This window comes from Cohaesibacter intestini (assembly GCF_003324485.1).
Taxonomy (GTDB): Bacteria; Pseudomonadota; Alphaproteobacteria; order Rhizobiales; family Cohaesibacteraceae; genus Cohaesibacter; species Cohaesibacter intestini.
In genome coordinates, this window is sequence record NZ_QODK01000004.1 from 296,235 (window position 1) to 319,957 (window position 23,723).

Genomic DNA, 23,723 nt, shown 5'->3' on the forward strand with positions numbered 1-23,723 from the left:
CCAGCCTCATCCTGATCCTTCCATGCCGGGCGGCGCGGTCTGCCCGGCATGACAATGGAGCGCATTCTCATGTCGATGTCCGAACCTCAAGCCGGTCCCAGCGGACGCCGGACGCGGGATCCTGTATCCACGCCACCCAGCGCCGGGCCACTGGCCAAGCGCGAAGCGCGCCTTGCCTGGGGATTGTTGCTGCCCACGCTGATCAGCGTGGCTCTGGTGATTATCCTGCCTTTGCTGGCGATTTTCTGGATCAGCGCCAAGCCGATCAATTTGGGCGATTTGCGTCCCACGACACCCGATGTCTATGAGCGTCTCAAAGGCAAGCCAAAGGCCACCGGGGATGCATCGATCGTTGAGTTCCGTCTGAAAAACTCTTCGCGCGAAAAGCCGATTGCCAATGTCACGATGGTGGATGACTGGCCGGACGGACTTGTGCCGGTAGAGCTTGATGAGCGATGCGCCATCGCTGCAGGGCGCTTGTCCTGTAATTTCGGCGACTGGAAGCCGGGCTATCGCGAGAAGCTGCAAATCGAGGTGATTGCCGAACAGGCCTTCCTGGATAGTGGCATCAACATCCGCGACAGTGTGCCTGTGATGGAAGGGGATGCCTCGTCTGATCTGTTCAGTCTTGAATTCACCTTCGAGAATTTCCGTGCGGTCTTTGACAGCTCCGAATTTGTTGAAGTGCTGTGGGTGACCACCTTCTACACGGTGGTCGGCACGGTGGGGGCCTTGATCGTTGGCATGATGGCAGCGCTTATTCTCAACAAAAGCTTCCAGGGGCAGGGGATTCTGCGCGGTCTGTTTCTGTTCCCCTATGTGGCTCCGGTGATTGCGGTGGCCTTCACCTGGGTGACCCTGCTTGATCCTTTCTCCGGGTCCTTCAATGCGCTTCTGGTGCAGATGGAGCTGATCTCTGCGCCGATCAACTTCTTTGGCGACCGTCCTTTGGCGCTGATTTCGGTGACGATTTTCGAGATCTGGCGCTATTTCCCGCTGTCGTTCCTGTTCATTCTTGCGCGCATGCAATCGATCGATACGGATATGTATGAGGCCGCGGATATGGATGGGGCCTCACCTTTCCAGAAATTCTACTATCTCTCCCTGCCGCAATTGATGGGCATTCTGTCGGTCCTGTTCCTGCTGCGTTTCATCTGGACGTTCAACAAGTTCGACGACATTTTTCTGCTCACCGGCGGCAATGCGGGGACGCGAACCCTGACGGTGAATGTCTATGAGCAGGCCTTTGCGATTTCCAACATTGGCGCGGGTGCAGCCGTCGCCGTGGTGATCTTTGCCTGTCTGTTGGCCTTCTCCTTCTTCTTCTTCCGTTTCATGAGCCGGGAGGAAGGACTATGAAACACGGATTGTTTGTTGCTCCGGTGCTGGGCGCCTTGTGGAGCCTCACCATCATTGTCTGCCTGACCATTCTGCTGGCCTTCTCCACTGGCCTGCCGGTGCGGCCTATCTGGCTGGTGTCCTTGCTGCAAGGGGTGGCGATCGGTGGCATTGCGCTTTATGTCGGGCATCGCCTGCTGGGTGTCGGGCTTGCTCTGATCGTCATTCTGGCAACGAGCCTGATGCAGCCCTTTGCCATACCGCTTGATCAGAGCCCGGTGGCACAAGGGTTGGGCCTGTTGGTGCTGGCAGCCGGTTTGTATTTGCCGCTTCGGGTCATGCTGGGGCATCTGCCAGCCGCCGCGCTCAATCGGCACCAATTCGAGGATGCCATCGTTCGCTTCCTTACCGGTTTTGGCTATGTCTTCTTCACTGCGGTCGTGATTGTGCCCTTCTATGTGATGGTGATGACGTCCCTCAAGGGCCAGCAGGCTTTGCTGCTCAATCCGCTCGATTTCTCTATTGAGTGGGACAAGGGCTGGGATCTGTTCCGCTCCTATTCCGAGTTGTTCACCGACTATAATTTCGCCAGCTATCTGTTCACCTCGATACTGATCTCCATCATGACGGTGCTGGTGACGCTGCTCTTCAGTGTGCCGGGGGCCTATGCGGTGGCGCGGCTGCGCTTTCGTGGGCAGGCCATGATGTCCCGTTCGATCCTGCTGATCTATATGGTGCCGATGATCGTGCTGGCGCTGCCGATCTATGTCGGCTTCTCGATGTTCGGTCTGCGTAATTCGTTGTTTGGTCTGCTTTTAATCTATCCGGTGACGACCATTCCGGTGGCGCTTTACATGCTGCAAGGCTATTTCCGCGGTCTTCCGGCCGAGGTGGAGGAGGCAGGCCTGATGGACGGTCTCAGCCGTCTTGGGGTGATCCTCAAAATCACTCTGCCTCTGTCTCTGCCAGCCCTTGCCTCGGTGTCGCTTTATGTCTTCATGATTGCGTGGAACGAGTTTCTGCTCGCCTTCATGCTGCTTGATGACCCTTCCAAATTCACTCTGACGCGGGGCGTCTCCATGCTCAACTCGTCAGAAGTGCCGCGCCAGCATTTGATGGCAGGTGCGGTGATCGCCACGCTCCCCATCATGGTGCTGTTTCTCGGCCTTGAACGCTTCATGACCAAAGGCCTGACCGCAGGCTCTGTTAAAGGATAAGATGATGACGACACTTTCCCTCTCCGATCAGGCCATTGCCATTCTGCGTGGCAATGATCGCGGCGGCTATACGGTTCCAACCGAAGGGCTCTACCCTTATCAATGGAACTGGGACAGTGCCTTTGCGGCCTATGGCTTTGCCGAATTCGATCTGCCGCGTGCATGGCAGGAAATCGAAACGCTTTTCTCTGGCCAGTGGCAGAATGGTATGGTGCCTCATATCCTGTTTCACCAGAAAGACGATGGCTATTTTCCCGGTCCCGACGTCTGGGGCACGGACAAGTGTTCGGGCAATGCTGTGTCCTCGTCGGGCATCAGCCAGCCACCGGTGGCAGCGACCTTCACGCGGGCCTTGTTTGAAAAGGACATCGCGTTTGGCAAGGAGAAGCTTGAGGCTCTGTTTGACAAATTTGTTGCATGGCATGGCTGGTTCATGCGTCATCGCGGCGAAAGCGGGGCAATCTGTGTAACCCATCCGTGGGAATCGGGGCGCGACAATGCCGCCGACTGGGATGCGGCAATGGCCAATGTCGATGCCAGCAATGTCGGTGACTATACAAGGCGCGACACGTCTCACGTCAATCCGGAGATGCGCCCAACCAAGCGGGATTATGACGTCTATCTGTCGATCCTCTATTTCGCTCGTGACAATGGTTGGGACGAACAGCGGATTCTGGATGATGGCCTGTTCCGTGTGGCAGACCCGACCCTCACCTTCACCCTGTTGCGGGCCAACCGCGATTTGAAATGGATGGGTGAGCAACTGGGCCGCGACGTGTCCGAGATTGATGGCTGGATCGTGGCGCTCGAAGAGGGCGTGAAGAGCCTCTGGAACGAGGATATTGGCTGCTATGATGCCAAGGATCTGCGTACCGGACTGTTTGCGGGCAATGTCACGTCGGCGGCGTTTCTGTGCTGGTATGCGGGGATTGATGACAAGCGCATGCTGCCACATCTGGAGCGCTTCCTGATCGCTTCCCCCCATGCAGTGGCGAGCCTTGATCCGACCAGCCCACATTATAATCCCAAGCGCTATTGGCGCGGTCCGGTCTGGGTGATTGTCAATACACTGATTGGCATCGGGCTTGAGGATGCTGGCTATCGGTCAGAGGCCGAGCGGATTCGCTCCGATTGTGCGCGGCTGATTGAAGGCGGCGGCTTTGCTGAATATTTTGACCCGGAAGATGGCACGCCTGCGGGCGGGGGTGTCTTCACTTGGACGGCAGCCAGCTGGCTTGCCTGGGTGTCCAAAGATCCAAAGGAGGCGTGATATGTCATCCATTAAACTCAATGGCGTCGAGAAGTGGTTTGGCGATCTGCAGGTGATTAAGGGGGTGGATCTCGATATTGAAGAAGGGGAGTTCATCATCTTTGTCGGCCCGTCGGGCTGTGGTAAATCCACCTTGCTCAGGACCATTGCCGGTCTTGAGGAATGCTCACGTGGCGAAATCCTGATTGAAGGCCAAGACGTCACGGCCAAACCTCCCGCTGAGCGGGGATTGGCGATGGTGTTCCAGTCTTATGCGCTCTATCCACATATGAATGTGCGTGACAATATGGGCTTTGGTCTGAAAACCGCCGGTGCACCCACATCGGAAATCCAGTCCAAGGTCGATGACGCCGCAAAGGCCCTGAAGCTTGAGGCCTATCTGGATCGACGTCCGAAAGAATTGTCCGGTGGTCAGCGACAGAGGGTTGCCATTGGGCGGTCGATCGTGCGCAACCCAACCGCGTTCCTGTTTGATGAGCCACTGTCAAATCTAGATGCGGCTTTGCGGGTCGAGATGCGTTATGAGATCGCCAAGCTGCATCGCGAGCTGGATACCACAATGATCTATGTGACCCATGATCAGGTGGAAGCCATGACATTGGCGGATCGGATTGTCGTTTTGCGTGATGGCATCATCGAGCAGGTCGGCACGCCCCGCACCCTTTATGAGCGGCCAGACAATCTGTTTGTGGCGCAGTTTATCGGCTCTCCGAAGATGAATATCATGCCATGCCAGACCGATGGTGACCGCTACCAGCTGGAAGGGGGCAGAGGCGGTGCCCAGACCCAAAAGGGGATTGCGGTCTATCTCGGTGTGCGACCTGAAGCCATTACTTTGGGTGATGTCGGTCAAGGGCAGTGCGATGGGGTGGTCGATATTGTCGAATATCTCGGGGCCGACACCCACTTGCTGGTTGACTGCGGCTCACTCGGGGCTATTGGCTTGCGGGTTGATGGCAATACGGCGGTCAGATCTGGCGATAAGGTCGGGTTGGTCTTTGATCCGGAAAAACTGCATTTCTTCGATGCTGAGGGGCAGGCGTTGCCCCGCTCGTGAGGATGGGTAGCCCTTCCAGAAAATCTCCCAAGAGCATTCTGCTCGACAATGGGGAGCGGTTCTCCGCTCCCTATTTGTGTCTCAGGGGGTGGGTCTAAGGGCCGATGGGCCATGTGGTGCTGCAGTTCGAACGTCGCTTCAGGCGCCTGTCGTCATGGCCAGAGCAACCAGCCACAGGCTGTAGGCGATGATTGCGACCGAGGTGACAATGCAAAGTGGCATGAAGATTTGGCGTGACAAACTGGCCGCTTTTTTTTCACCGAACCGATATACCCATTTCTGGGCTTTCGGGTCGGTCCGCAGATAGTAGAGCAAAGCTCGCTCGTCCAGTTGCAACGGGATAATTGTTTTCAGCAGGCTTGCCGCCGCCATGCTGACGCACCCCCACATGATAATATCCAGCATTTTGCCCTCTTTTGATTGGTTCGGGCTGCGGATGAAAGTATCCGTTCTATCAATGGCTGCATATATGGGTGAAAAATGCAATCAGATTCGTGTAATTGACTTGTAACTTTGTTCGTAAATTAGATGAATATTCTAAAGGCTGCCAACAAAGGTCGCATATGTCGCACCTTTACTTAGAACGATCCAAAAGCCGGTCGAAGCTGTTTCTTGCCTTTGAACAAAAAAAGAGCGGCCGGAGCCGCTCTTGGGGAAGTTGGGGAGGGGGAGAGCAAAGTCAAACGAAGCGGTTGACCCAGTTTTCCAGTTTTTCCTGCTGACCAGAGCGTGGCTCTGGGTTGATGTTGTCCTTGAGGACGCGCTCGGAAATGCTTTCCAACGTACCATTGGCCAGCATGTCCTTGTTCGCATCCTGCTCCCAACCGGCGTAGCGGGCTTTGAGGGCATTTTCCAGACCACCATCTTCGATCATGGCAGCCGCCGCCTTCAGGCCACGGGCACAGATGTCCATGCCACCAATGTGACCGGCCACCAGATCTTCGGCGTCAAGGGACTGGCGACGCAGTTTGGCGTCAAAGTTGGTGCCGCCGGTGGTGAAGCCACCCGATTTCAGGATGTGATAATAGGCCAAGGCCACTTCCGGCACATTGTTCGGGAACTGGTCAGTATCCCAGCCAGACTGATAGTCGTTGCGGTTCATGTCGATGGAGCCAAGCATGCCATCGGCGCAGGCCACGGCGATTTCATGCTCGAAGCTGTGGCCGGCAAGGATGGCATGACCCTGTTCGAGGTTCAGCTTGACCTCATTTTCAAGGCCATATTTGCGCAGGAAGCCGATGCAGGTCGCGGCATCATAATCATATTGATGCTTGGAAGGTTCCTGCGGCTTTGGTTCAACCAGAATGGTGCCCTTGAAGCCGATCTTGTGCTTATAGTCGACCACCATCGAGAGGAAGCGGCCCATATGGTCGAGTTCCTGACCGATGTCGGTGTTGAGCAGGGTTTCATAGCCTTCGCGGCCGCCCCAGAGCACATAATTCTCGCCGCCAAGACGCATGGTGGCATCCATGCAGCTTTTGACCGTGGCCGCGCTGTAGGCAAAGACATCCGGGTCCGGATTGGTGGAGGCGCCGGACATGAACCGGCGATGGGAGAACATGTTGGCAGTGCCCCAGAGCAGCTTGGTGCTGGAGGTTGCCATTTTCTCTTCGAAATAGTCGACAATTTCATTCAGGTTCGACAGGCTTTCGGCAAAGTTGTTGCCTTCGGGGCGAACGTCTGCGTCATGGAAGCAGAAGAAAGGCGCGTCGAGAATGTCGAACAATTCGAAAGCGACGTCGGCTTTCAGTTTGGCGCGGTCCATGCCGTCGCCATACCATGGGCGATCGAAAGTGCGGCCGCCAAAGGGATCGCCACCTTCCCATGCAAAGCTGTGCCAATAGGCCACGGCAAAGCGCAAATGGTCGCGCATGCTTTTGCCCATGACGATCTCGTCTGGATTATAGTGATGGAAGGCGAGCGGATCGTCGCTGTCTGGGCCTTCATATTTGATTTTGGAGAGCGAACCAAAAAAGTCAGTCATGATCAAAGATCCTTCAGGGATGGATAGGCAGCGGCATAGCGGGCATAAGCGTCTGCAAATGCAGGCTGCAGGTCAGTGTTTGGATGGAAGCTCTGGTCGATGGTCGGCATCGTGCAGACCTCTGCGGGATCGCATTTCAGATCGGCAACCAGCCCTGTGCGGGCCGCACCGAAGGCACCGCCGAAATCACCGGCGGCGGGGCGGTCAATTTGTTTGCCCAGAATGGTGGCGAGCAGAGAAAGCCAATAATCGGACGAAGAGCCACCGCCGACGGCAATCAGTCGGTCAAGATGGGTGCCTGCGGCTTCCAGTGCCTTGATGCCATCCATGAAGGCATAGGAAATGCCTTCGAGCACGGTGCGGGTCAGGCTGTCGCGATCGTCCGGATGGGCAAGGCCGATGAAGCCGCCGCGGATGCTGGCGTCATTGTGCGGGGTGCGCTCACCGCCCAGATAAGGGAAGAAGAGCGTTGACCCCGGTGCATGGACCTCTTGCCCCAAAGCCTTGGTCAGGGTGGCCGCGTCCGAGCCGACCAGCTTGGCATACCAGTTGAGCGCATCAGTGGCGGCCAAAATCACCGCCATATGGCACCAGTGATTGGCGGTCGAATGGCAGAAGGTATGCACGGCGCTGTCTGGCAGCGGACGGTAGCTGTTGGTGGCGGCATAGATCACGCCACTGGTGCCCAGAGACAGGAAGGCGTCGCCTTCAGCGACGATGCCGGTCGCCAGAGCGGATGCTGCATTGTCGCCGGCGCCGCCAGCCACGATGGTGTCGGGGGAAAAGCCCCAGCGTTCGACGAGCGCTTGACGAATCTTGCCGGTGCTTTCGATGCTTTCGGCAAGGGCTGGCATGTGGGACTGATCAAGGCCGGTTGCGGCAAGCAGCTGGTCCGACCAGGTGCGGCTGCCGACATCAAGCCAGGCGGTGCCAGCGCTGTCGGAATAATCAGAGACATAATCGCCGGTCAACCAGAGGCGGAGATAATCCTTTGGCAGCAGAACTTTCTTGATCCGGTCGAACAGGTCTGGCTTGTTGTTGTGCATCCAGACCAGTTTCGGGGCGGTGAAGCCGGGAAAGACAATGTTGCCCGTCAGGCTGCGGAAGCCTTCGGTGGCGTCCAGTTTGGCTGCTTCCTTGTAGGAGCGGGTGTCGTTCCACAGGATGCAGGGGGCGACGGGCTTGTCGTCTGCATCGAGCATGGTGGCGCCATGCATCTGGCCTGAAAGGCCAATGGCGCGAATGTCCTTGACGGCCTGCGGGGCATTGGCAGCCAGTTCGTCGAAGGCCTTTGCGGTGGCGTTGATCCAGCTTTCCGGATCCTGCTCGCTCCAGCCCGTGTCTGGGCGTTCGACGCTAAGGGGTTGGTTGACGGTGGCCACAATCTGCTGGCGTTCGTCCATAACCAGCAGTTTGATCCCGGACGTGCCCAGGTCAATTCCTAAATACATGATTTCCTCCCAACCGGTCCGTGGCATCCAAGATCGGAGTGAACGGGCCGGAGATATTTCGCCAGAAAAGTTTATTTTAGTTCGTAAAATAAATCAAGCGAAAGGAGTGTTCGCACTGCGGAACCGATTGTGCTTATGCGGCAGATGATTGAGATTGACCGATATTTCGGTCGTGGTCACCGGTTGCGATCTTGTGGACAGTTGCCGTGGTGCGCGGCCCTTGGCATTGCGAGAGGAGGGGCCTCGGGTTTGGGCCAACTGTCCCGTGACAAGGTCTGGAGACGTGGGCGCGGCTCGGGGCTATTTGGCGGGTCAGGAAGGGTCAGGAAGGGTCAGGAAGGCATGTTACGGGTCTGGGGCATTGAGCTGGTCGATCGTGATGCGGACAATCTCTTCCAGAGCGTAGGCAGCAGCGCCCTTTGCCCACATCAGGTCTCCCCATTTGTGGATGCGGATTTCAGGGGCATGGTGCCCTTTCTGAATGGTCGAGGATTTGACTGCATCCAGAACGGTCTGGGCATAAAGATAGTCGAACTGCATCTGTTCACCAGCCAAAATTACCAGAGACGGGTCGAACAGATTGACCAGATTGGCCAACCCCATGGCGAACATGCGGCTGGCGCGATCGAAGATCGATTTGGCCATCATGTCGCCATTGCGGGCCATTTCAAACAGTTCGGCCAGACGGTTGTTCTCGTCCCCGCTGCCGGGTTTCTGAATGAAGAGTTCCGCTTCGCGCAGCAAGGCATAGTCGGAGACATAGGCTTCAAGGCAGCCGCGCTGGCCACAGCGGCACAAGGCCCCTTCCAGTTGGACCTTGGTGTGGCCAAATTCCGCGCCGAAGCCCTGTGTGCCACGATAGATCCTGCCGTCAATCACGATGCCAAGGCCGACGCCTTGTTCGATGGTGACAACCAGAAAATCCGGGGCATCGCGGCCAAACCCGAACCACAGCTCCGCCATGGCAACCGCATTGGCGTCATTCTCTATGAAGGCGGGCATGGGCAGTACTTCCTGCAAGACCTCTTGCAGGTTGCATTGTTCTTCCTCGATCAGCGGACACCAGTCGACGAAGCCGTTTTCGGCCTGAACCGTGCCGGGGATGCCGACGCCGATACAGGACAGGTCCTTGATCTCGATCTTGGCGGATTGGGTGACCAGATCCACCATGGCGACTATCAGATCCTGAAATTCCTTGTTGCTCAGGCGCGGTCTTGGCATGGGTAGCTGGGCGTTGCCCAGCTGGTTGCCTTCCAGATCCAGAATCACCGCCGTGGCATATTTGTTGGTGAGTTTCATCCCGGCCACGAAATGGGCTTCGCCGCGTAGCTTGAGGTCGACACGCGGACGGCCTCTGCGGGACTGACCCGGCTCGATCGTACGCTGTACTTCCTCGATCAGCCCAGCGCCGAGCAACTCTGCGGTTATGGCCGTAACGGTGGCCGGACTCATGCCGGTCTCGCGGGCAATATCGATGCGGGCAACTTGATGATTGTTGCGAATGTGAGAGAAGACCAGATGCCGCCCCTGATTGCGTTGTTCGGGAATTTGTGACGGCTTTCTTGTGCGGTTGTTCATCTGGCTGGCTTTGTTTGTGGATCTTTTTGCAAATCTTGATGTGTTTCAAACGACATACTAACGCCCCTCGATCGGAAAATCTTGCAGAATTTCTAACTCAACAGAAAAGAGTTGCATTTTTAATTTGAGCATTAAAATAAATGATGGTATTGATAGTTGCAGCAGCCCATGCTGAACTGGCTGTTATGTTCTTGGGAGGAACAGATATGAAAAAATCACTGCTTATGGCGGCTCTTTTGAGCGCGTCTGTATTCACGCCTGCGCTCGCCGCAGATCTCGTCGTTGGTGTCAGCTGGTCGAATTTCCAGGAAGAACGTTGGAAAACTGACGAAGCAGCAATCGTCAAGGCTCTTGAAGCTGCCGGCGCCAAGTATGTTTCCGCCGATGCCCAGTCTTCTTCGTCCAAACAGCTCAGCGATATTGAAGCGCTGATGGCTCAGGGCGTGAATGCGCTGATCGTTTTGGCTCAGGACACCGAGGCAATCATTCCGGCTGTTCAGAATGCTGCCGATGAAGGCATTCCTGTGATTGCCTATGACCGTCTCATCGAAGATGATCGCGCCTTCTATCTGACCTTTGACAATGTGGAAGTTGGTCGTATGCAGGCTCGGGCTGTTTTTGCAAAACAGCCAAAGGGCAACTATGTCATGATCAAGGGCTCTCCAACTGATCCAAACGCAGACTTCCTGCGTGGTGGTCAGCAGGAAATCATTGATGCTGCGGTGAAGTCCGGCGACATCAAGATTGTTGGCGAAGCCTACACCGATGGCTGGCTGCCAGCCAACGCCCAGCGCAACATGGAACAGATCCTGACGGCCAACGACAACATGGTTGACGCTGTTGTGGCTTCCAACGACGGCACCGCCGGTGGTGTTGTTGCGGCTCTGACTGCTCAGGGCATGGAAGGTATCCCGGTTTCCGGTCAGGATGGCGATCATGCCGCCTTGAACCGTGTGGCCAAGGGCACTCAGACTGTGTCCGTCTGGAAAGACGCGCGTGACCTCGGCAAATCAGCTGCAGAAATCGCTGTTGCTCTGGCTGGTGGTACTGAAATGGCGGATGTCGAAGGCGCTGGCGCATGGACTTCCCCATCAGGCACCAAAATGACCGCTCGTTTCCTGGCTCCGATCCCGATCACCCAAGACAACCTCACCGTTGTCACCGATGGTGGCTGGATCTCTGTTGAAGCACTTTGCCAGGGCGTTACCAACGGTCCGGCTCCTTGTAACTAAGCGACTAGCGGTCACCCCAACACTCAGGTGGCCGTTCAATGCTTTGCTTCAAATACCCGCAATGACCCGGTGGCCTGCAGGCCACCGGGTTGGAAGCGGGAGCAAACAAGCTACAACAATCAAGCATTGACCATCAGCTTCTGCCTTGCGCGGCAGAGGTAATGATAACTTGCATGCTGGAGAGCAGCACATGGGCGATAGCGTGACTACCAATCGCGGCCTGCCAAAACAAGCGCGGAAAACCCTGATCGATACAATGGAAATTGACACCCGACTGCTCGGCATGATCGGTGCGTTTGTCATTATCTGTATCGTTTTTGATTTCTGGACTGGCGGTCGTTTTCTAACTCCTCGCAACATTTTCAATCTCACGATCCAGACAGTGTCCGTTGCCATCATGGCGACCGGCATGGTGTTTGTTATCGTCACAAGGCATATCGATCTGTCAGTGGGCGCGTTGCTCGCGACCTGTTCGGCGGTGATGGCCATGATCCAGACTGCCGTCCTGCCCGGTTGGTTCGGGTTGGAGCTCGGCTCTGGCATGATCGCGCCGATCGCCATTGTTGTCGGCCTTGTGGTTGGGGCTCTGGTTGGCTCCTTCCATGGTTGGCTGATTGGTTATCTGACCATCCCGGCCTTTATCGTGACGCTGGGTGGGCTGTTTGTATGGCGCAACGTCGCCTGGCACTTGACCGATGGCCAGACCATCGGGCCGCTCGACACAGCATTCGTGTCTCTTGGCGGTATTGAGGGCACGCTCGGGGAAAGTGGCAGCTGGGTACTTGGCGTGCTGGTTGCCGTGTTTGTTGTCTATCTGCTGTTCGGGGCGCGCCGCAACAAGATTGCCCACGATTTCCCGGTCAAGCCGGTCTGGGCAGAGTTGATCATCGGCGGTATTGCGGTCGGAGCGATCCTCGGATTTGTCTGGATGCTCAATGCTTATGATGTGCCGATTGGTCGTTTGAAGCGTCTGTTCGAAGCGCGCGGAGAAGTGATGCCTGAGGGCTATAGCGAAGGCTATGGTGTGCCATATTCGGTGCTGGTGCTGATCCTGGTGGCGACTGTGATGACGGTGATTGCGCAGCGAACCCGTCTGGGTCGCTATATCTTTGCCACAGGCGGCAACCCGGAAGCAGCAGCCCTGTCGGGCATCAATACCCGGCTGCTGACAGTCAAGATCTTCGCCATGGTTGGCGTGCTCTGCGCCATTTCTGCGGTGGTTGCCTCGGCGCGCCTCAACTTCCACTCCAACGATATCGGGACGCTTGACGAATTGCGGGTCATTGCCGCCGCGGTCATTGGCGGTACGGCTCTGGCTGGTGGTGTCGGAACCATTTATGGTGCCATTCTGGGTGCGTTGATCATGCAGTCGCTGCAATCGGGCATGGCCATGGTGGGCGTTGAAGCGCCTTATCAGAATATTGTCGTCGGTATCGTGCTGGTTCTGGCTGTCTATGTCGACATTGTCTATCGCAAGAGAACGGGAGACTGATCGATGCCAACTTCTGCACAAGCTGATCGCGGCACGCCGCTCGTTGAAATGCGCAATATGAACCTGTCTTTCGGCGGCATCAATGCGGTCGATGACGTGACGGTTGACCTTTATCCCGGCGAAGTGGTCGGGGTGTTGGGACATAATGGGGCGGGCAAGTCCTGTCTCATGAAGATGCTCTCGGGTGCCTACAAGAAAAATAGTGGCGACATTTTCGTCAATGGCGAGATGGTCGAGATCAACAATCCGCGCGACGCACGCGAATATAATATCGAGACGATCTATCAGACCTTGGCGCTGGCAGACAATCTCGATGCCGCCTCCAACATGTTCCTTGGCCGTGAGCTGGTGAATGGTGTGGGGCTCGTGGATGATGCGCAGATGGAAGCGGAAACCCGGAAGATCATGGGACGACTCAATCCCCGCTTCCAGCGATTCTCTTCCCCGGTGTCTGCCTTGTCCGGTGGTCAGCGTCAAAGTGTCGCGATTAGTCGCGCCGTTTACTTTAATGCCAAGATCCTGATCATGGATGAGCCGACCGCTGCCCTCGGTGTCGAAGAAACCAAGATGGTGGCCGATCTCATTCAGGAACTGAAGATGCAAGGATTGGGAATTTTCCTTATCGATCATGATATTCACGCGGTTAAGGCGCTGTGTGATCGGGCGTCGGTGATGAAGAATGGCAAGCTTGTCGGAACCGTCAAGGTCGATGAGGTGACCGAGGATGACATTCTGGGGATGATTATTCTTGGCAAACATCCGCATACGGGCGAAACCATATAGATCCAAGATTATAAGTACAATCAAGGACCCGATGTGCTATGCTGAGTAGTCACATCGGGTCCTTTTTCAATGGTGGGGAACCCATCTCTAAGTCGAGCTTCCGTTTGTGGCAGCTTACGTTAACATACACTCTGGTCGGCCAGTTTACGTCAATGATAACAATCAGGCGCTGGCTTTGTCGAAAAACCCTGAGGAGGGGGGATGATCAAGGTGTATTTCGGGAGGAAATCCATGCGAGCAGGTTGGAAGCAACCCTTGCATTGCGCTGCCCTGTGCTTTGCGTCTTATGTCGTTTTCGGGGTGGCTGCGGTCGGTTCCGCCGCTGCGGAGACAGGTGCGTCTCCGGTGATCGGTGATGAACGCGCAGTGCGCCAGCATCTTGATCTGTCTGACCTTGCAACCATGTCCGTCGAGGCAATCAACGCCCATGGCCGGATGTTGTTCGACGCCAAATTCACCACACTCGATGGAGCTGGGCGCCCTGCTGCAACACAGGCGGAAGTGCCAGTCAAGCGCCGCCCCGGTCGTGTGCCGGCCCTGTTCCGCACTTCGGGTCCGGATTCCAATGCTTGCAATGGCTGTCACAATCAGCCAGCGTCTGGCGGTGCAGGTGAGTTTGTCGCCAATGTTTTCACCTCTGTGGGCGTGTCTGATGCCGAGTTTGATACGCTTGAAGCACAATTCTCCAATGAGCGTGGCACGCCGCACTTGCATGGCTCCGGCCTTGTGGAGCTGCTGGCGCGCGAAATGACTGCCGAGCTTCGTGCTCTGCGCCGTGATGCGGTCGATCAGGCGCGTGCAAGCGGTCAGTCGGTGACCGTGCCTCTGGTTGCCAAGGGGGTCGATTTCGGCTCCTTGACCGTGCAGCCGGACGGGTTCGTCAATGTCGAACAGATCGAAGGCATTGATCACGATCTGATCGTTCGCCCGTTCAGCCAGAAAGGGGTCTTCACTTCTCTGCGCCAGTTCAGCATCAACGCGATGAACACCCACCATGGGATGCAGAGCGATGAGCGCTGGGGTATGCAATGGACCCATTCCGCCGATTTTGATGAAGATGGTCACAAACAGGAATTGCTGTCCGGTGACCTGACTGCCGTTGTTCTGTTTCAGGCGGCTTTGCCGACGCCTGTCCAAACCATGCCCGAGCATCCCGTTCTGCAGGATGCGGTGAAAGAGGGGGCTGATCTGTTCGATCAGGCGCTTTGTTCGCAATGCCATGTGAAGGCCTTGCCGCTCAAATCGCTGACATTTGTCGAACCCGGCCCCTATAACGCAGCGGGCAATCTCAGGGCGTCTGATCGCTCTGATGCCGTCTTCTCGTTCCAATTGTCCTCGGCAGGATTGGAGCAAAATGAGAAGGGTGAATGGATGGTGCCAGTCTTTTCAGACTTCAAGCGCCATGTGATCGCCGATGCCGAGAAAAGTCATTTTGGCAATGAGCGTCTGTCTCAGCGGTTCATTCCGAATGACCAATTCCTGACACCCCGTCTTTGGGGTGTCGGCAGCACGGCCCCTTATGGTCATCGTGGTGACGTCTCTACCCTCAGGGAAGTGATCGGACATCACGGTGGGCAAGCCAAAGAGGCACGGTTGGCCTTCGAAAAGCTGTCAGATCTCGAACAGCGAAAAATAATACAATATCTACAATCCCTTACCCTTACTCTAGCCACGGAGATACAGCAATGAGAGCGATTATCTATGCTATATCTGCCGGTGTCATCGGCGTGTTTGCGTCCCATGCACTGGCGGTAGAAGCGCCTCATATGGTTGAAGTGACGGAGACATCCGGAGTTGAGCACCGCTACAATGGCGGCTGGGAATATTTTGTTGGCGGCGGTGTTGCAGCCTTTGACTGCAATGGCGACCGTTATCCGGAGCTCTATCTGGCGGGGGGCTCTGATCCAGCAGCGCTCTATGTCAATCGCAGCACACTTGGCGGAGCTCTGTCATTTGAAAAAAAGTCGGATAGCCCCCTGGCCATAGAAGCGGTCAGTGGGGCCTATCCCCTTGATATCGATAGCGACGGCATTCAGGACCTTCTGGTCCTGCGTGTCGGCGAGAATAAGCTGTTTCGCGGTCTTGGTAATTGCCAGTTCGAGGAAGCCAACAAACGCTGGTCGTTTGATGGCGGTCAGGCCTGGTCGACGGCCTTTGCGGCCATGTGGGAAGAAGGCCAAAGCCTGCCAACGCTGGCAATTGGCAATTATGTGGATCGCGACCAACCGGGTGCCCCTTTTGGCACCTGTCATGACACCGATTTCTTTCGTCCCAGCGGTTCCGATGGATCGGGCGGCTATCGGCATGAAAGTCTGAAGCCGGGCTATTGTGCCCTGTCGATGATGTTTACCGACTGGGATCGCTCCGGCAAACCCGATTTGCGGATCGCCAATGACCGGCAATATTATCGCGGCGGTCACGAGCAATTGTGGAAGGTCCGGGCAGGTGAACAGCCAGAGGAATATCGCTCCGGCGATGGCTGGCGCCGGGTGCGGGTCTGGGGCATGGGAATCGCCTCGACAGACCTGACCGGCGATGGTCGGCCCGACTATTACATCACCTCAATGGCTGACAACAAGTTGCAGATCCTGACCTCCCGCCGTGGAGAGCCGGATTTTGAAGACGGGGCGTTTCAGCGCGGCATCACCGCCCATCGGCCGTTTGTTGGCGACAATGTCAATCCGTCGACCTCGTGGCATGCGCAGTTTGATGATGTCAACAATGACAGTTTCATTGATCTGTTCGTGACCAAGGGCAATGTCGAGGCGATGACGGATTTTGCCATGGAAGATCCAAACAGCCTGTTGCTTGGCATGCCAGATGGTTCGTTCGAGGAAGCTGCCGACAAGGCCAACATGTTGAGTTTTGCCCGCGGACGGGGCGGCTCTCTGGTTGACCTCAATCTGGATGGTCAGCTCGACAGTGTTGTGGTCAATCGTAAGGTCAATGCCCAGATCTGGCGCAATATGGGACAGGTTGAAACGAAGGACGGCGCGACGGACGAGACGATTGCCGCTCCCATGGGCAATTGGGTGGCTCTCCAGCTGCTTCAGGATGGTCCCAACAGGGATGCCATAGGCTCCTTCCTTGAGGTGCGAATTGCGGATCGGACGCAAAGTCGGGAAATCACCATTGGCGGTGGCCATGCGGGGGGCAAGGCCGGATGGCATCATTTCGGTATCGGAGTGGCAGAACGTGCCGTTGCGCGGGTTCAATGGCCGGATGGAGAATGGAGCCCGTGGATCCGTCTGTTTGCCAATCAGCATGCCCGGATCACACGGGGCAAATCCACCGCCGATGTCTGGTTGCCTTCACAGGTGGCTTTGCAAAACTGACGCCGCTTGCTGCCAGTGTTAAATCAGGCCGTCGCACGATGGCCTGACCTTGGGTTGGGTGTCGCTGTGGCATTCTTCCAGATACGGTAGATTTCCAGCAATGCGAGCGGCACAAAATGGGCCAGTGCCGGCCCGAAGTGATATTCGAGGAACACCCAGTGGGCGAAAGTGGCAAGGGCTGCGCCATAGACGGTGCGCTGGAGAATTTTCCACCCGCGTGGCCCCATCAGGCGGATGGACAGGTCGTTGGACGTCAGCGCGAGAGGCACGAAAATCACGAAGGCCAGCCAGCCGGTCCAGATACCGGTTTTGACAAAATCTGCCAGCAGGGCGGACATGGTGCCCAGATCAATCACATAATATAGGGTATGTAGCGCGGCATAGCCAAAGGCGGCGACGCCCAGATAGCGACGGCGGCGGGCCAGCCAACGGATCCAGCCAGTTTTGGGAAACAGCATTTTCAAGGGTGTCAGGATCATGGTTATGATCATGAAGCGGGCTGCAAATTCCCCGGTTGGATGGAGCAGCCGATGCAGGTCGTTGCCCTGCAGGGCTCCGGCGATCATGCCAAAGGAAGGAAGCGCGATGAGGAGCCAAAAGACATAAGGGCTGCTGAAAAAGCGTTTGATTGTAGAGGATGCAGACATATCCTGAAATCCGTTCGTGAAAGCCAAGGGTGATTGAAATCGGAGTCAGGATCTGACGGTGGCCAAGATCCCGTTTATGCAGGACAGATTATTGGCTCGGACAGGGTGAGTTCCAGTCATGTTTGGTATCAAATTGTATTCAACTGTAACGGGCTTGAACGGCGTTTCTGTCGCCTGTTGCGGGTCGGTCGGTGCTTTTTTGGTCGAACTGGCTGTGAATCTTTTTACAATCTGCTCTTGATCAATTTTTTCTCGGTTTTTGTCGCCTAGAAAGTAGGCTACTTTTCGGTTCTCATGCCCGCCTTTTCGTGGATCCCCGATTGTACCCGGGATCATGCGGGCTTGACCGTTTGCATGCATGGAGCCTTGCGGCCTGTTGAGACGCTGAGGCACCATCATGGTTTTCGTATTTTGCCAGGCCGCCGCTCCATCTGTTTTTTCGTTGTGCCGGTGCCGACGCTATAGCAACAAGAAAAAGAAAGCCCACTCATGCGCCCGCATATGATGAGATCGAAACGGTTTGCGCCTCTTTTCTGGACTCAGTTTCTGTCTGCCTTCAATGACAACTTTCTTCGCTATTCGCTGATCTTTCTGATCCTTGCCAAAATGGCGACGCAAGAGGCTGGCTCACTGGTGACCATGGCTGGCGCCATTTTCATGTTTCCGTTTCTGATCCTGTCGGCGCTTGGCGGGGAACTGGCCGACAAAAATGACAAGGGGCGGATGGCTGAAAAGCTCAAGCTGGCCGAAATCGGTGCCGCCGTGGTGGCGGTGCTTGGTATCGGGCTTGGCTCGATCTGGCTTTCTATGGTGGCCTTGTTCCTGTTCGGCGTGGTGTCTGCGCTTTTCGGGCCGATCAAATATGGCATCCTGCCCGATCATCTGCCGCGGCGGGAATTGCCCGTGGCCAATGCGTGGGTGGAAGGGGCGACCTTTGTTGCCATTCTGGCAGGCACCATCGTGGCAGGGTTGGCGGCAACGGGCGGGGTTGATATCACGCTGTTCGGGCCGATGATGCTGATCTTTGCGGTTGGCTGTTGGATGATTAGCCGCAAAATCCCCAATACGGGCTCCAGCGCTCCGGATCTGGTGATCAATCGCAATATTCTCGCCTCGACCAGCCAGCTGCTGGGGGAGCTTTATGGCAGCAAGAAGCTGTGGCGTGCCAGCCTGATCGTATCGTGGTTCTGGTTGCTGGGGGGCGTGATCACCGCTCTGGTGCCAACCTTTGTCACCCAGATTATGGGTGGCTCACCGATGGTGGTGACGATCTATTCGGTTATTTTCGCGATCTCTGTGGCCTTTGGTTCGGCGATTGCGGCCTGGCTTTGCGCCGGGCGGGTGGTGTTGCTGCCTGCACCCTTTGGTGCGGCTTTGGTCGCTTTTTTCTGTTTCCAGCTGGCGTGGAACCTTTCAAATCTCAAAGCACCGATCGCCTTTGATGGGCTGGTTGATTTCTTCACGCATACCGCAGCCATCCGCGTCGGAATTGATCTCAGTGGTCTTGCCATTGCGGGGGCGCTGTTGGTGGTGCCTGCCTTCACCGGCTTGCAGACCTGGGCCAAGAAAAGCCGGCGGGCGCGGGTGATCGCGGCGGTCAATGTGATGAATGCGGCTTTCATCTTCGTGTCGGGCGGGGCTTTGGCCCTGGCGCAGGCGCAAGGGGTCTCGATCCCGCAGATCCTGTTCTTCCTTGGGCTGCTGAATGTGGTCGTGGCATGGATGATGCTGCGCTATTTGCCGACCAATCCTTTGTGGGATCTGGTCAGCATTCTGTTTCGGACCTTCTCTCGGCTGGAAGTCGAGGGACGGGAAAATCTCGAGAAGGCTGGCAAGGCGCCGATTCTGGCCTGTAACCATGTCAGCTTCCTCGATGGGCCGCTGGCGATGGCGATCACCGAAGACGAACCTGTCTTTGCCATTGATGCCAAAACCGCCAAGGCATGGTGGGTCCATCCTTTCCTGCGCTTTTGCAATTATATCATTCTCGAACCGTCCTTGCCTGTGGCCTCTCAGGATCTCATTCAGGCGATCCAGAGCGGCAAGCCACTGGTGATTTTCCCTGAGGCGCGGGTCACTGATACCGGTGGCCTGATGAAGGTTTATGATGTTGCTGCGATGGCGGCCGATATGACCGGCTCGATGGTGGTGCCGATCCGGATCGATGGGCTGGAGCGGAGTTATTCCTCACGGATGGGGTCGCAAAAGGTGCGGCGGCAGTTTTTCCCGAAGGTCAAGGTCACCATTCTGGAGCCCGTGCGGTTGCAAGTGCCTGAGCGCTTCAAGGGTCGCAAGCGTCGGATGGCAGCAGGGGCGGCGTTGCAGCGGCTGATGTCGGAGCTGGTCTACCGGACCACCAATGTCGAACAATCGGTGCTGAAATCGATCATCGATGTGGGGCGTGATCTGGGTATGCGTCGTCATGCTCTGGAGGATCCTCTGTCCGGGCGTCTTAACTATGGACGGCTGCTGACCGGTGCGCGGGTGCTGGGCAACCGTTTCTATCACGACTTCCCGAATGACGAGCGGATTGCCGTGATGCTGCCCAATGCCAATGGCACTGTGGCCGTTCTGCTGGGACTGATGTCGGCAGGCAAGGTTGCGGCGATGATCAACTTCACCTCCGGTCTTGCCAGCATTCGTTCCGCTCTGAAGACGGCAGAAGTGAAGGTGCTGCTGACCTCGCATGCCTTCATTGAGGGCGCCAAGCTGGAAGAGCTGATCGAAGGGTTGAAGGATGACGTGCAGATTGTCTGGGTCGACGACATGCGCAACAAGATTGGCAGCTTCGAGAAGATCTCCGGCCTGCTCAATCGAACCAAGCCGATTGTCGAGCGGGGGGCGGATGACACGGCGGTTATTCTCTTCACGTCCGGTTCGGAAGGGGTGCCCAAAGGCGTGGTGCTTAATCACCGCAATCTTCTGGCGAACACCGCACAAGCCGGGGCCGTAATTGATTTCAGTCTGCAGGACAGTATCTTCAATGTGTTGCCGATCTTCCACTGCTTCGGCCTGACGGCTTGCACGATCTTGCCATTGGTGCGCGGCATGCCGGTCTATTTCTATCCCTCGCCGCTGCATTATCGGGTGATCCCGGAATTGCTCTATGGCTCAAATGCCACCATCATGTTTGGCACCGATACGTTCCTTAATGGCTATGCCCGCACGGCGCATCCGTTTGATTTCCGTTCTGTGCGCTATTGCGTTGCCGGTGCGGAGCCGGTGAAGGCGTCCACGCGGGAATTGTTCATGGAGCGGTTCGGTGTGCGCATCCTTGAAGGCTACGGGGTGACAGAGGCCTCGCCAGTCATTTCGCTCAATACACCGATGTTCTTCAAGGCTGGCTCGGTCGGCAAGGCTTTGCCGGGGATCGAGACGAGACTCGAACCTGTGCCGGGGGTCAAGGAAGGCGGGCAATTGTTTGTCCGCGGGGCCAACGTGATGACCGGTTACCTGCGGGCGGAAAATCCAGGCGTGCTGGAGCCGCCCAAAGAGGGCTGGCATGATACCGGTGACATCGTTACCATCGATGACGATGGCTATATCACCATCATTGGCCGTGCCAAGCGGTTTGTCGAAATTGCTGGTGAGAAGGTATCCATGGCTGCGATTGAAACGTTGGCCGATCAGTTGTGGCCGGGCTTTTTGTCCGCTACAGCGCGCATCCCCGATCCCAAACGCGGCGAGCGGGTGATCATGGTCACCGATAATCCAGACGCCAACCGTCCGGATTTTGCTGCCTTTGCCAAGTCGCAAGGGGCAACCGAGTTGCTGGTGCCTGCGGAAATTGTCGTCCGTACGGTGCCCGTTCTGGGGACAGGCAAGGTGGATTTTGTCTCGGTACAGAAGATGATTGAAGAAGAATATATGGATGGCCAGGCCTAGCCGGCTTGGCTGGAAGACGCTGATTTGGGGGAGGACGTTATGTCTCGTGAGATTTTCGGGGCCATGCCGGATGGCCGGTCCGTGGAACGGGTGGTTCTGAAGGGCGGCGGGCTGACGGCCACGGTCCTGACCTTTGGGGCCGTGGTGCAGGATCTGCGCCTTGATGGTCATGACAAACCGCTGGTGCTAGGGTTTGACAGCTTTGCACCCTATCTCACCCAGTCGCCCTATTTCGGCGCAATGGCGGGACGCTACGCCAATCGGATTTGCGATGGTCGTTTCACGCTGGATGGGGAGACCCATCAGGTGGATCAGAACTTCCTTGGCAAACACTGCTTGCATGGGGGTGTCGATGGCATCTCGCAGCGGCTCTGGTCCATCGAGACGCTGGAGGCGGATGCTGTGACACTGGTTTGCCACCTTGAGGACGGCCATATGGGCTATCCCGGCGCGATGGAGATCCGGCTGCGTTATGCGTTGCTGGATGGTGGCTGCCTTGACATTCAGATGGAAGCCACCAGCGACAAGGCGACCTTGTGCAATCTGGCGCACCACAGCTATTTCAATCTTGATGGTGGTCCGACCATTGATGATCATGTCCTGCAGGTGAAGGCCGAAAACTATCTGCCGGTGGATGAGGAAGCCATTCCGACCGGTGAGGTTGCGCCGGTGGCAGGAACATGGATGGATTTCCGGGCGCCAAAACGGCTGGGGGACGCCTTTGCGGAGCATTCGATTGATCACAATTTCTGTCTAACGGACGAGCGACAGGCGCTGCGGCTGATTGCACGTCTTGAAAGCCCCGCATCCGGGGTGCGTATGGCTGTGTTGAGCACTGAGCCGGGTGTGCAGGCCTATGATGGCTCTTACATCGAGGCGGGGATGATTGGGCTTGACGGGTGTGAGATGGGTCCGCGATCTGGCTTTTGTCTTGAGCCACAGGTCTGGCCAGATGCGCCCAACCATCCGGCTTTCCCGCAAGCCGTATTGCGACCGGGTGAGACCTATCGTCAGCAGACGCAATATGTCTTTTCCAAAGGTTGATTGGTTGATCTGCTGGCAAATCGAGAGCAAGCAGGGCGGTTATCTCAATTCCTTGAACAATACGCTCTGATCCAGCAGATAGCGATTGAGCAATGGCAAGGTGGCCGCGCCAAGGGCACGGGCACCTGAGCCAATGGTGCCTTCTTGAATCGAAGGCAGAACGATGCCTTGCAAGTCGATGGTGTCGATCGAGGCACTGACTTTTTCGACCAGTCGCTTGCGGATTTCTACCGGGAAGGAGCCGTCAATGATGGCGGCTTCGAAGTCGATCACCGCACAGGCAGAAATGACCGCCATGGCCAGATAGTGGGCCACATGGTCGAGCCATTCTTCGAGTATTTCACCCAGATCATCCCAATTGGCCTCTGCATGCCGCAGAAATGTCGGGTCGCGCCCTTCCTTGAGGAGTGACTTTTCCAGCGAATAGAGTGAGGTTTCCGCCAGCAACTGGGTGGATGTGCCATCGGCTGAAATCAATGGCATCGGGCCAAAAGCGCCAGCATTGCCTGTGCGACCCGAATAGACCGAATGATTGAGCACGATGCCGCCACCAACAAAAGTGCCGACAAAGAAATAGACGAAATCGGCGAATTCCGGGCCGCGGCCAAAGGTCAGTTCGGCCCCACAGGCCACGGTGGCGTCATTGAGCTGGAAGACCGGGAAACGGCAACGTTCTTCAAGAGCGGCGGCGATGTCGAAGTGCTTCCAGACATCCATTGTCCCCTTGGGGGCGCCGACCTGTTCTTCCCAGTTCCATAGCTGGAAGGGCAGACCGATGCCAATGCCCGCGATCTTCTGGCGGTCTTCGTCGCTGAAGGTTTTTGACGCGTCCAGAATGGCTGTGCTGGCGAAGTCGAGCAACGCATCGGGCATCGGATAATCATAGGTGATGCGCTGGGATGTCAGGGGGTCGCCAAGGAAATTGATCAGCACCAGATCGGCCGAACGGCGGCCGATTTTCAAGCCAAAGGAATAGACACCGCCGGGATTGAGCGCCATTGGGATCGAAGGCTGGCCCACCTTGCCACGGATCGGATCGCCACGGAGCAGCAAGCCGTCAGCCTCCAGACTGCGCATGATGACGGACACCGTCTGGGCACTGAGGCCGGAGCGGCGTGCAATCTCGGATTTTGGCAAATGGCCGTGACGGCGCACAAGCGATAACACGAGCCGTTCATTATAGGCCCGTACGCGCGTCTGATTGGAGCCGCCAGATGGATCCGATATGCGGTCATTTGTCTCAAGACCTGGCTGCATGGTCTTTCCCCAACACAATTCCTCCCGGCGCGCCCTGTTCTGAGTGTGTTTTCTGTCGCTTTTTTGCGCTTTTTGTCTGTGCGCGCCGAGCGGCAGCTTCTCACAGTCTAATTAATAAATCAATTGGATTTATTTATTGACAAGGTCGAATTT

General features: G+C 56.5%; 17 protein-coding genes. 11 read left to right on the forward strand and 6 right to left on the reverse strand.

All coding sequences use genetic code 11. The features are described from left to right. The first annotated feature begins 69 nt into the window (after positions 1-69). Genes DSD30_RS15980 through DSD30_RS15995 form a run of 4 tightly spaced genes read left to right on the forward strand, consistent with a single transcriptional unit; the run spans position 70 to position 4,882 of the window. Complete coding sequence (locus tag DSD30_RS15980) at positions 70-1,359, forward strand: carbohydrate ABC transporter permease (protein ID WP_245418506.1); 1,290 nt, start codon at positions 70-72, stop codon at positions 1,357-1,359. Further along, a complete protein-coding gene (locus tag DSD30_RS15985) occupies positions 1,356-2,555 on the forward strand; it encodes a carbohydrate ABC transporter permease (protein ID WP_114010713.1) in 1,200 nt (399 codons plus the stop codon). Before DSD30_RS15980 ends, DSD30_RS15985 begins: the two co-directional genes overlap by 4 nt. 4 nt (positions 2,556-2,559) lie before the next feature. After that, the gene (locus DSD30_RS15990) at positions 2,560-3,825 is read left to right on the forward strand and encodes an MGH1-like glycoside hydrolase domain-containing protein (RefSeq protein ID WP_198662989.1); all 1,266 of its coding nucleotides are present in this window, start codon (positions 2,560-2,562) and stop codon (positions 3,823-3,825) included. Position 3,826: 1 nt separating this feature from the next. Then, positions 3,827-4,882, forward strand: a complete 1,056-nt coding sequence (locus DSD30_RS15995; protein ID WP_114010715.1) for an ABC transporter ATP-binding protein — start codon at positions 3,827-3,829, stop codon at positions 4,880-4,882. 138 nt (positions 4,883-5,020) lie between these two features. On the opposite strand, the gene DSD30_RS16000 is transcribed toward DSD30_RS15995, so the two are convergent. From DSD30_RS16000 to DSD30_RS16015, 4 genes are all read right to left on the reverse strand, one after another. Next, positions 5,021-5,287: a hypothetical protein gene (locus tag DSD30_RS16000; RefSeq protein WP_114010716.1), complete on the reverse strand. Its 267-nt coding sequence runs from the start codon at positions 5,285-5,287 to the stop codon at positions 5,021-5,023. Between the two features lie 274 nt (positions 5,288-5,561). Beyond that, on the reverse strand, positions 5,562-6,869 hold the full coding sequence (gene xylA / locus DSD30_RS16005) for a xylose isomerase (RefSeq protein ID WP_114010861.1): 1,308 nt from the start codon (positions 6,867-6,869) through the stop codon (positions 5,562-5,564). After that, positions 6,869-8,317 carry a xylulokinase gene (xylB, locus tag DSD30_RS16010; RefSeq protein WP_114010717.1) on the reverse strand — a complete coding sequence of 483 codons (1,449 nt, stop codon included), beginning with the start codon at positions 8,315-8,317 and terminating at the stop codon, positions 6,869-6,871. Before xylB ends, xylA begins: the two co-directional genes overlap by 1 nt. A gap of 345 nt (positions 8,318-8,662) precedes the next feature. Next, complete coding sequence (locus tag DSD30_RS16015; protein WP_114010718.1) at positions 8,663-9,895, reverse strand: ROK family transcriptional regulator; 1,233 nt, start codon at positions 9,893-9,895, stop codon at positions 8,663-8,665. A gap of 206 nt (positions 9,896-10,101) precedes the next feature. On the opposite strand from DSD30_RS16015, the gene xylF reads away from it, so the two are divergent. The 5 genes from xylF (at position 10,102) to DSD30_RS16040 (ending at position 16,737) form a co-directional block, all read left to right on the forward strand. Further along, complete coding sequence (xylF, locus tag DSD30_RS16020; protein WP_114010719.1) at positions 10,102-11,127, forward strand: D-xylose ABC transporter substrate-binding protein; 1,026 nt, start codon at positions 10,102-10,104, stop codon at positions 11,125-11,127. A gap of 190 nt (positions 11,128-11,317) precedes the next feature. Continuing rightward, positions 11,318-12,619 carry a sugar ABC transporter permease gene (locus DSD30_RS16025; protein WP_114010720.1) on the forward strand — a complete coding sequence of 434 codons (1,302 nt, stop codon included), beginning with the start codon at positions 11,318-11,320 and terminating at the stop codon, positions 12,617-12,619. 3 nt (positions 12,620-12,622) lie between these two features. Beyond that, a complete protein-coding gene (locus DSD30_RS16030; protein ID WP_114010721.1) occupies positions 12,623-13,402 on the forward strand; it encodes an ATP-binding cassette domain-containing protein in 780 nt (259 codons plus the stop codon). 231 nt (positions 13,403-13,633) lie between these two features. Then, positions 13,634-15,091 carry a cytochrome c family protein gene (locus DSD30_RS16035; RefSeq protein WP_157967738.1) on the forward strand — a complete coding sequence of 486 codons (1,458 nt, stop codon included), beginning with the start codon at positions 13,634-13,636 and terminating at the stop codon, positions 15,089-15,091. After that, complete coding sequence (locus tag DSD30_RS16040) at positions 15,088-16,737, forward strand: FG-GAP repeat domain-containing protein (RefSeq protein WP_114010723.1); 1,650 nt, start codon at positions 15,088-15,090, stop codon at positions 16,735-16,737. Before DSD30_RS16035 ends, DSD30_RS16040 begins: the two co-directional genes overlap by 4 nt. Positions 16,738-16,760: 23 nt before the next feature. On the opposite strand, the gene DSD30_RS16045 is transcribed toward DSD30_RS16040, so the two are convergent. Beyond that, positions 16,761-17,384: a protein-methionine-sulfoxide reductase heme-binding subunit MsrQ gene (locus DSD30_RS16045; protein WP_114010724.1), complete on the reverse strand. Its 624-nt coding sequence runs from the start codon at positions 17,382-17,384 to the stop codon at positions 16,761-16,763. Between the two features lie 489 nt (positions 17,385-17,873). Between DSD30_RS16045 and DSD30_RS16055 the strand changes: the two genes are divergently transcribed. Both DSD30_RS16055 and DSD30_RS16060 read left to right on the forward strand, forming a co-directional pair. Continuing rightward, on the forward strand, positions 17,874-21,269 hold the full coding sequence (locus DSD30_RS16055; RefSeq protein WP_114010726.1) for an acyl-[ACP]--phospholipid O-acyltransferase: 3,396 nt from the start codon (positions 17,874-17,876) through the stop codon (positions 21,267-21,269). 39 nt (positions 21,270-21,308) lie between these two features. Next, positions 21,309-22,313: an aldose epimerase family protein gene (locus DSD30_RS16060; RefSeq protein ID WP_114010727.1), complete on the forward strand. Its 1,005-nt coding sequence runs from the start codon at positions 21,309-21,311 to the stop codon at positions 22,311-22,313. Between the two features lie 39 nt (positions 22,314-22,352). Here the strand turns inward: DSD30_RS16060 and DSD30_RS16065 are convergent, their stop codons facing one another. After that, positions 22,353-23,570, reverse strand: a complete 1,218-nt coding sequence (locus tag DSD30_RS16065; RefSeq protein ID WP_114010728.1) for an ROK family transcriptional regulator — start codon at positions 23,568-23,570, stop codon at positions 22,353-22,355. Positions 23,571-23,723 lie beyond the last annotated feature (153 nt).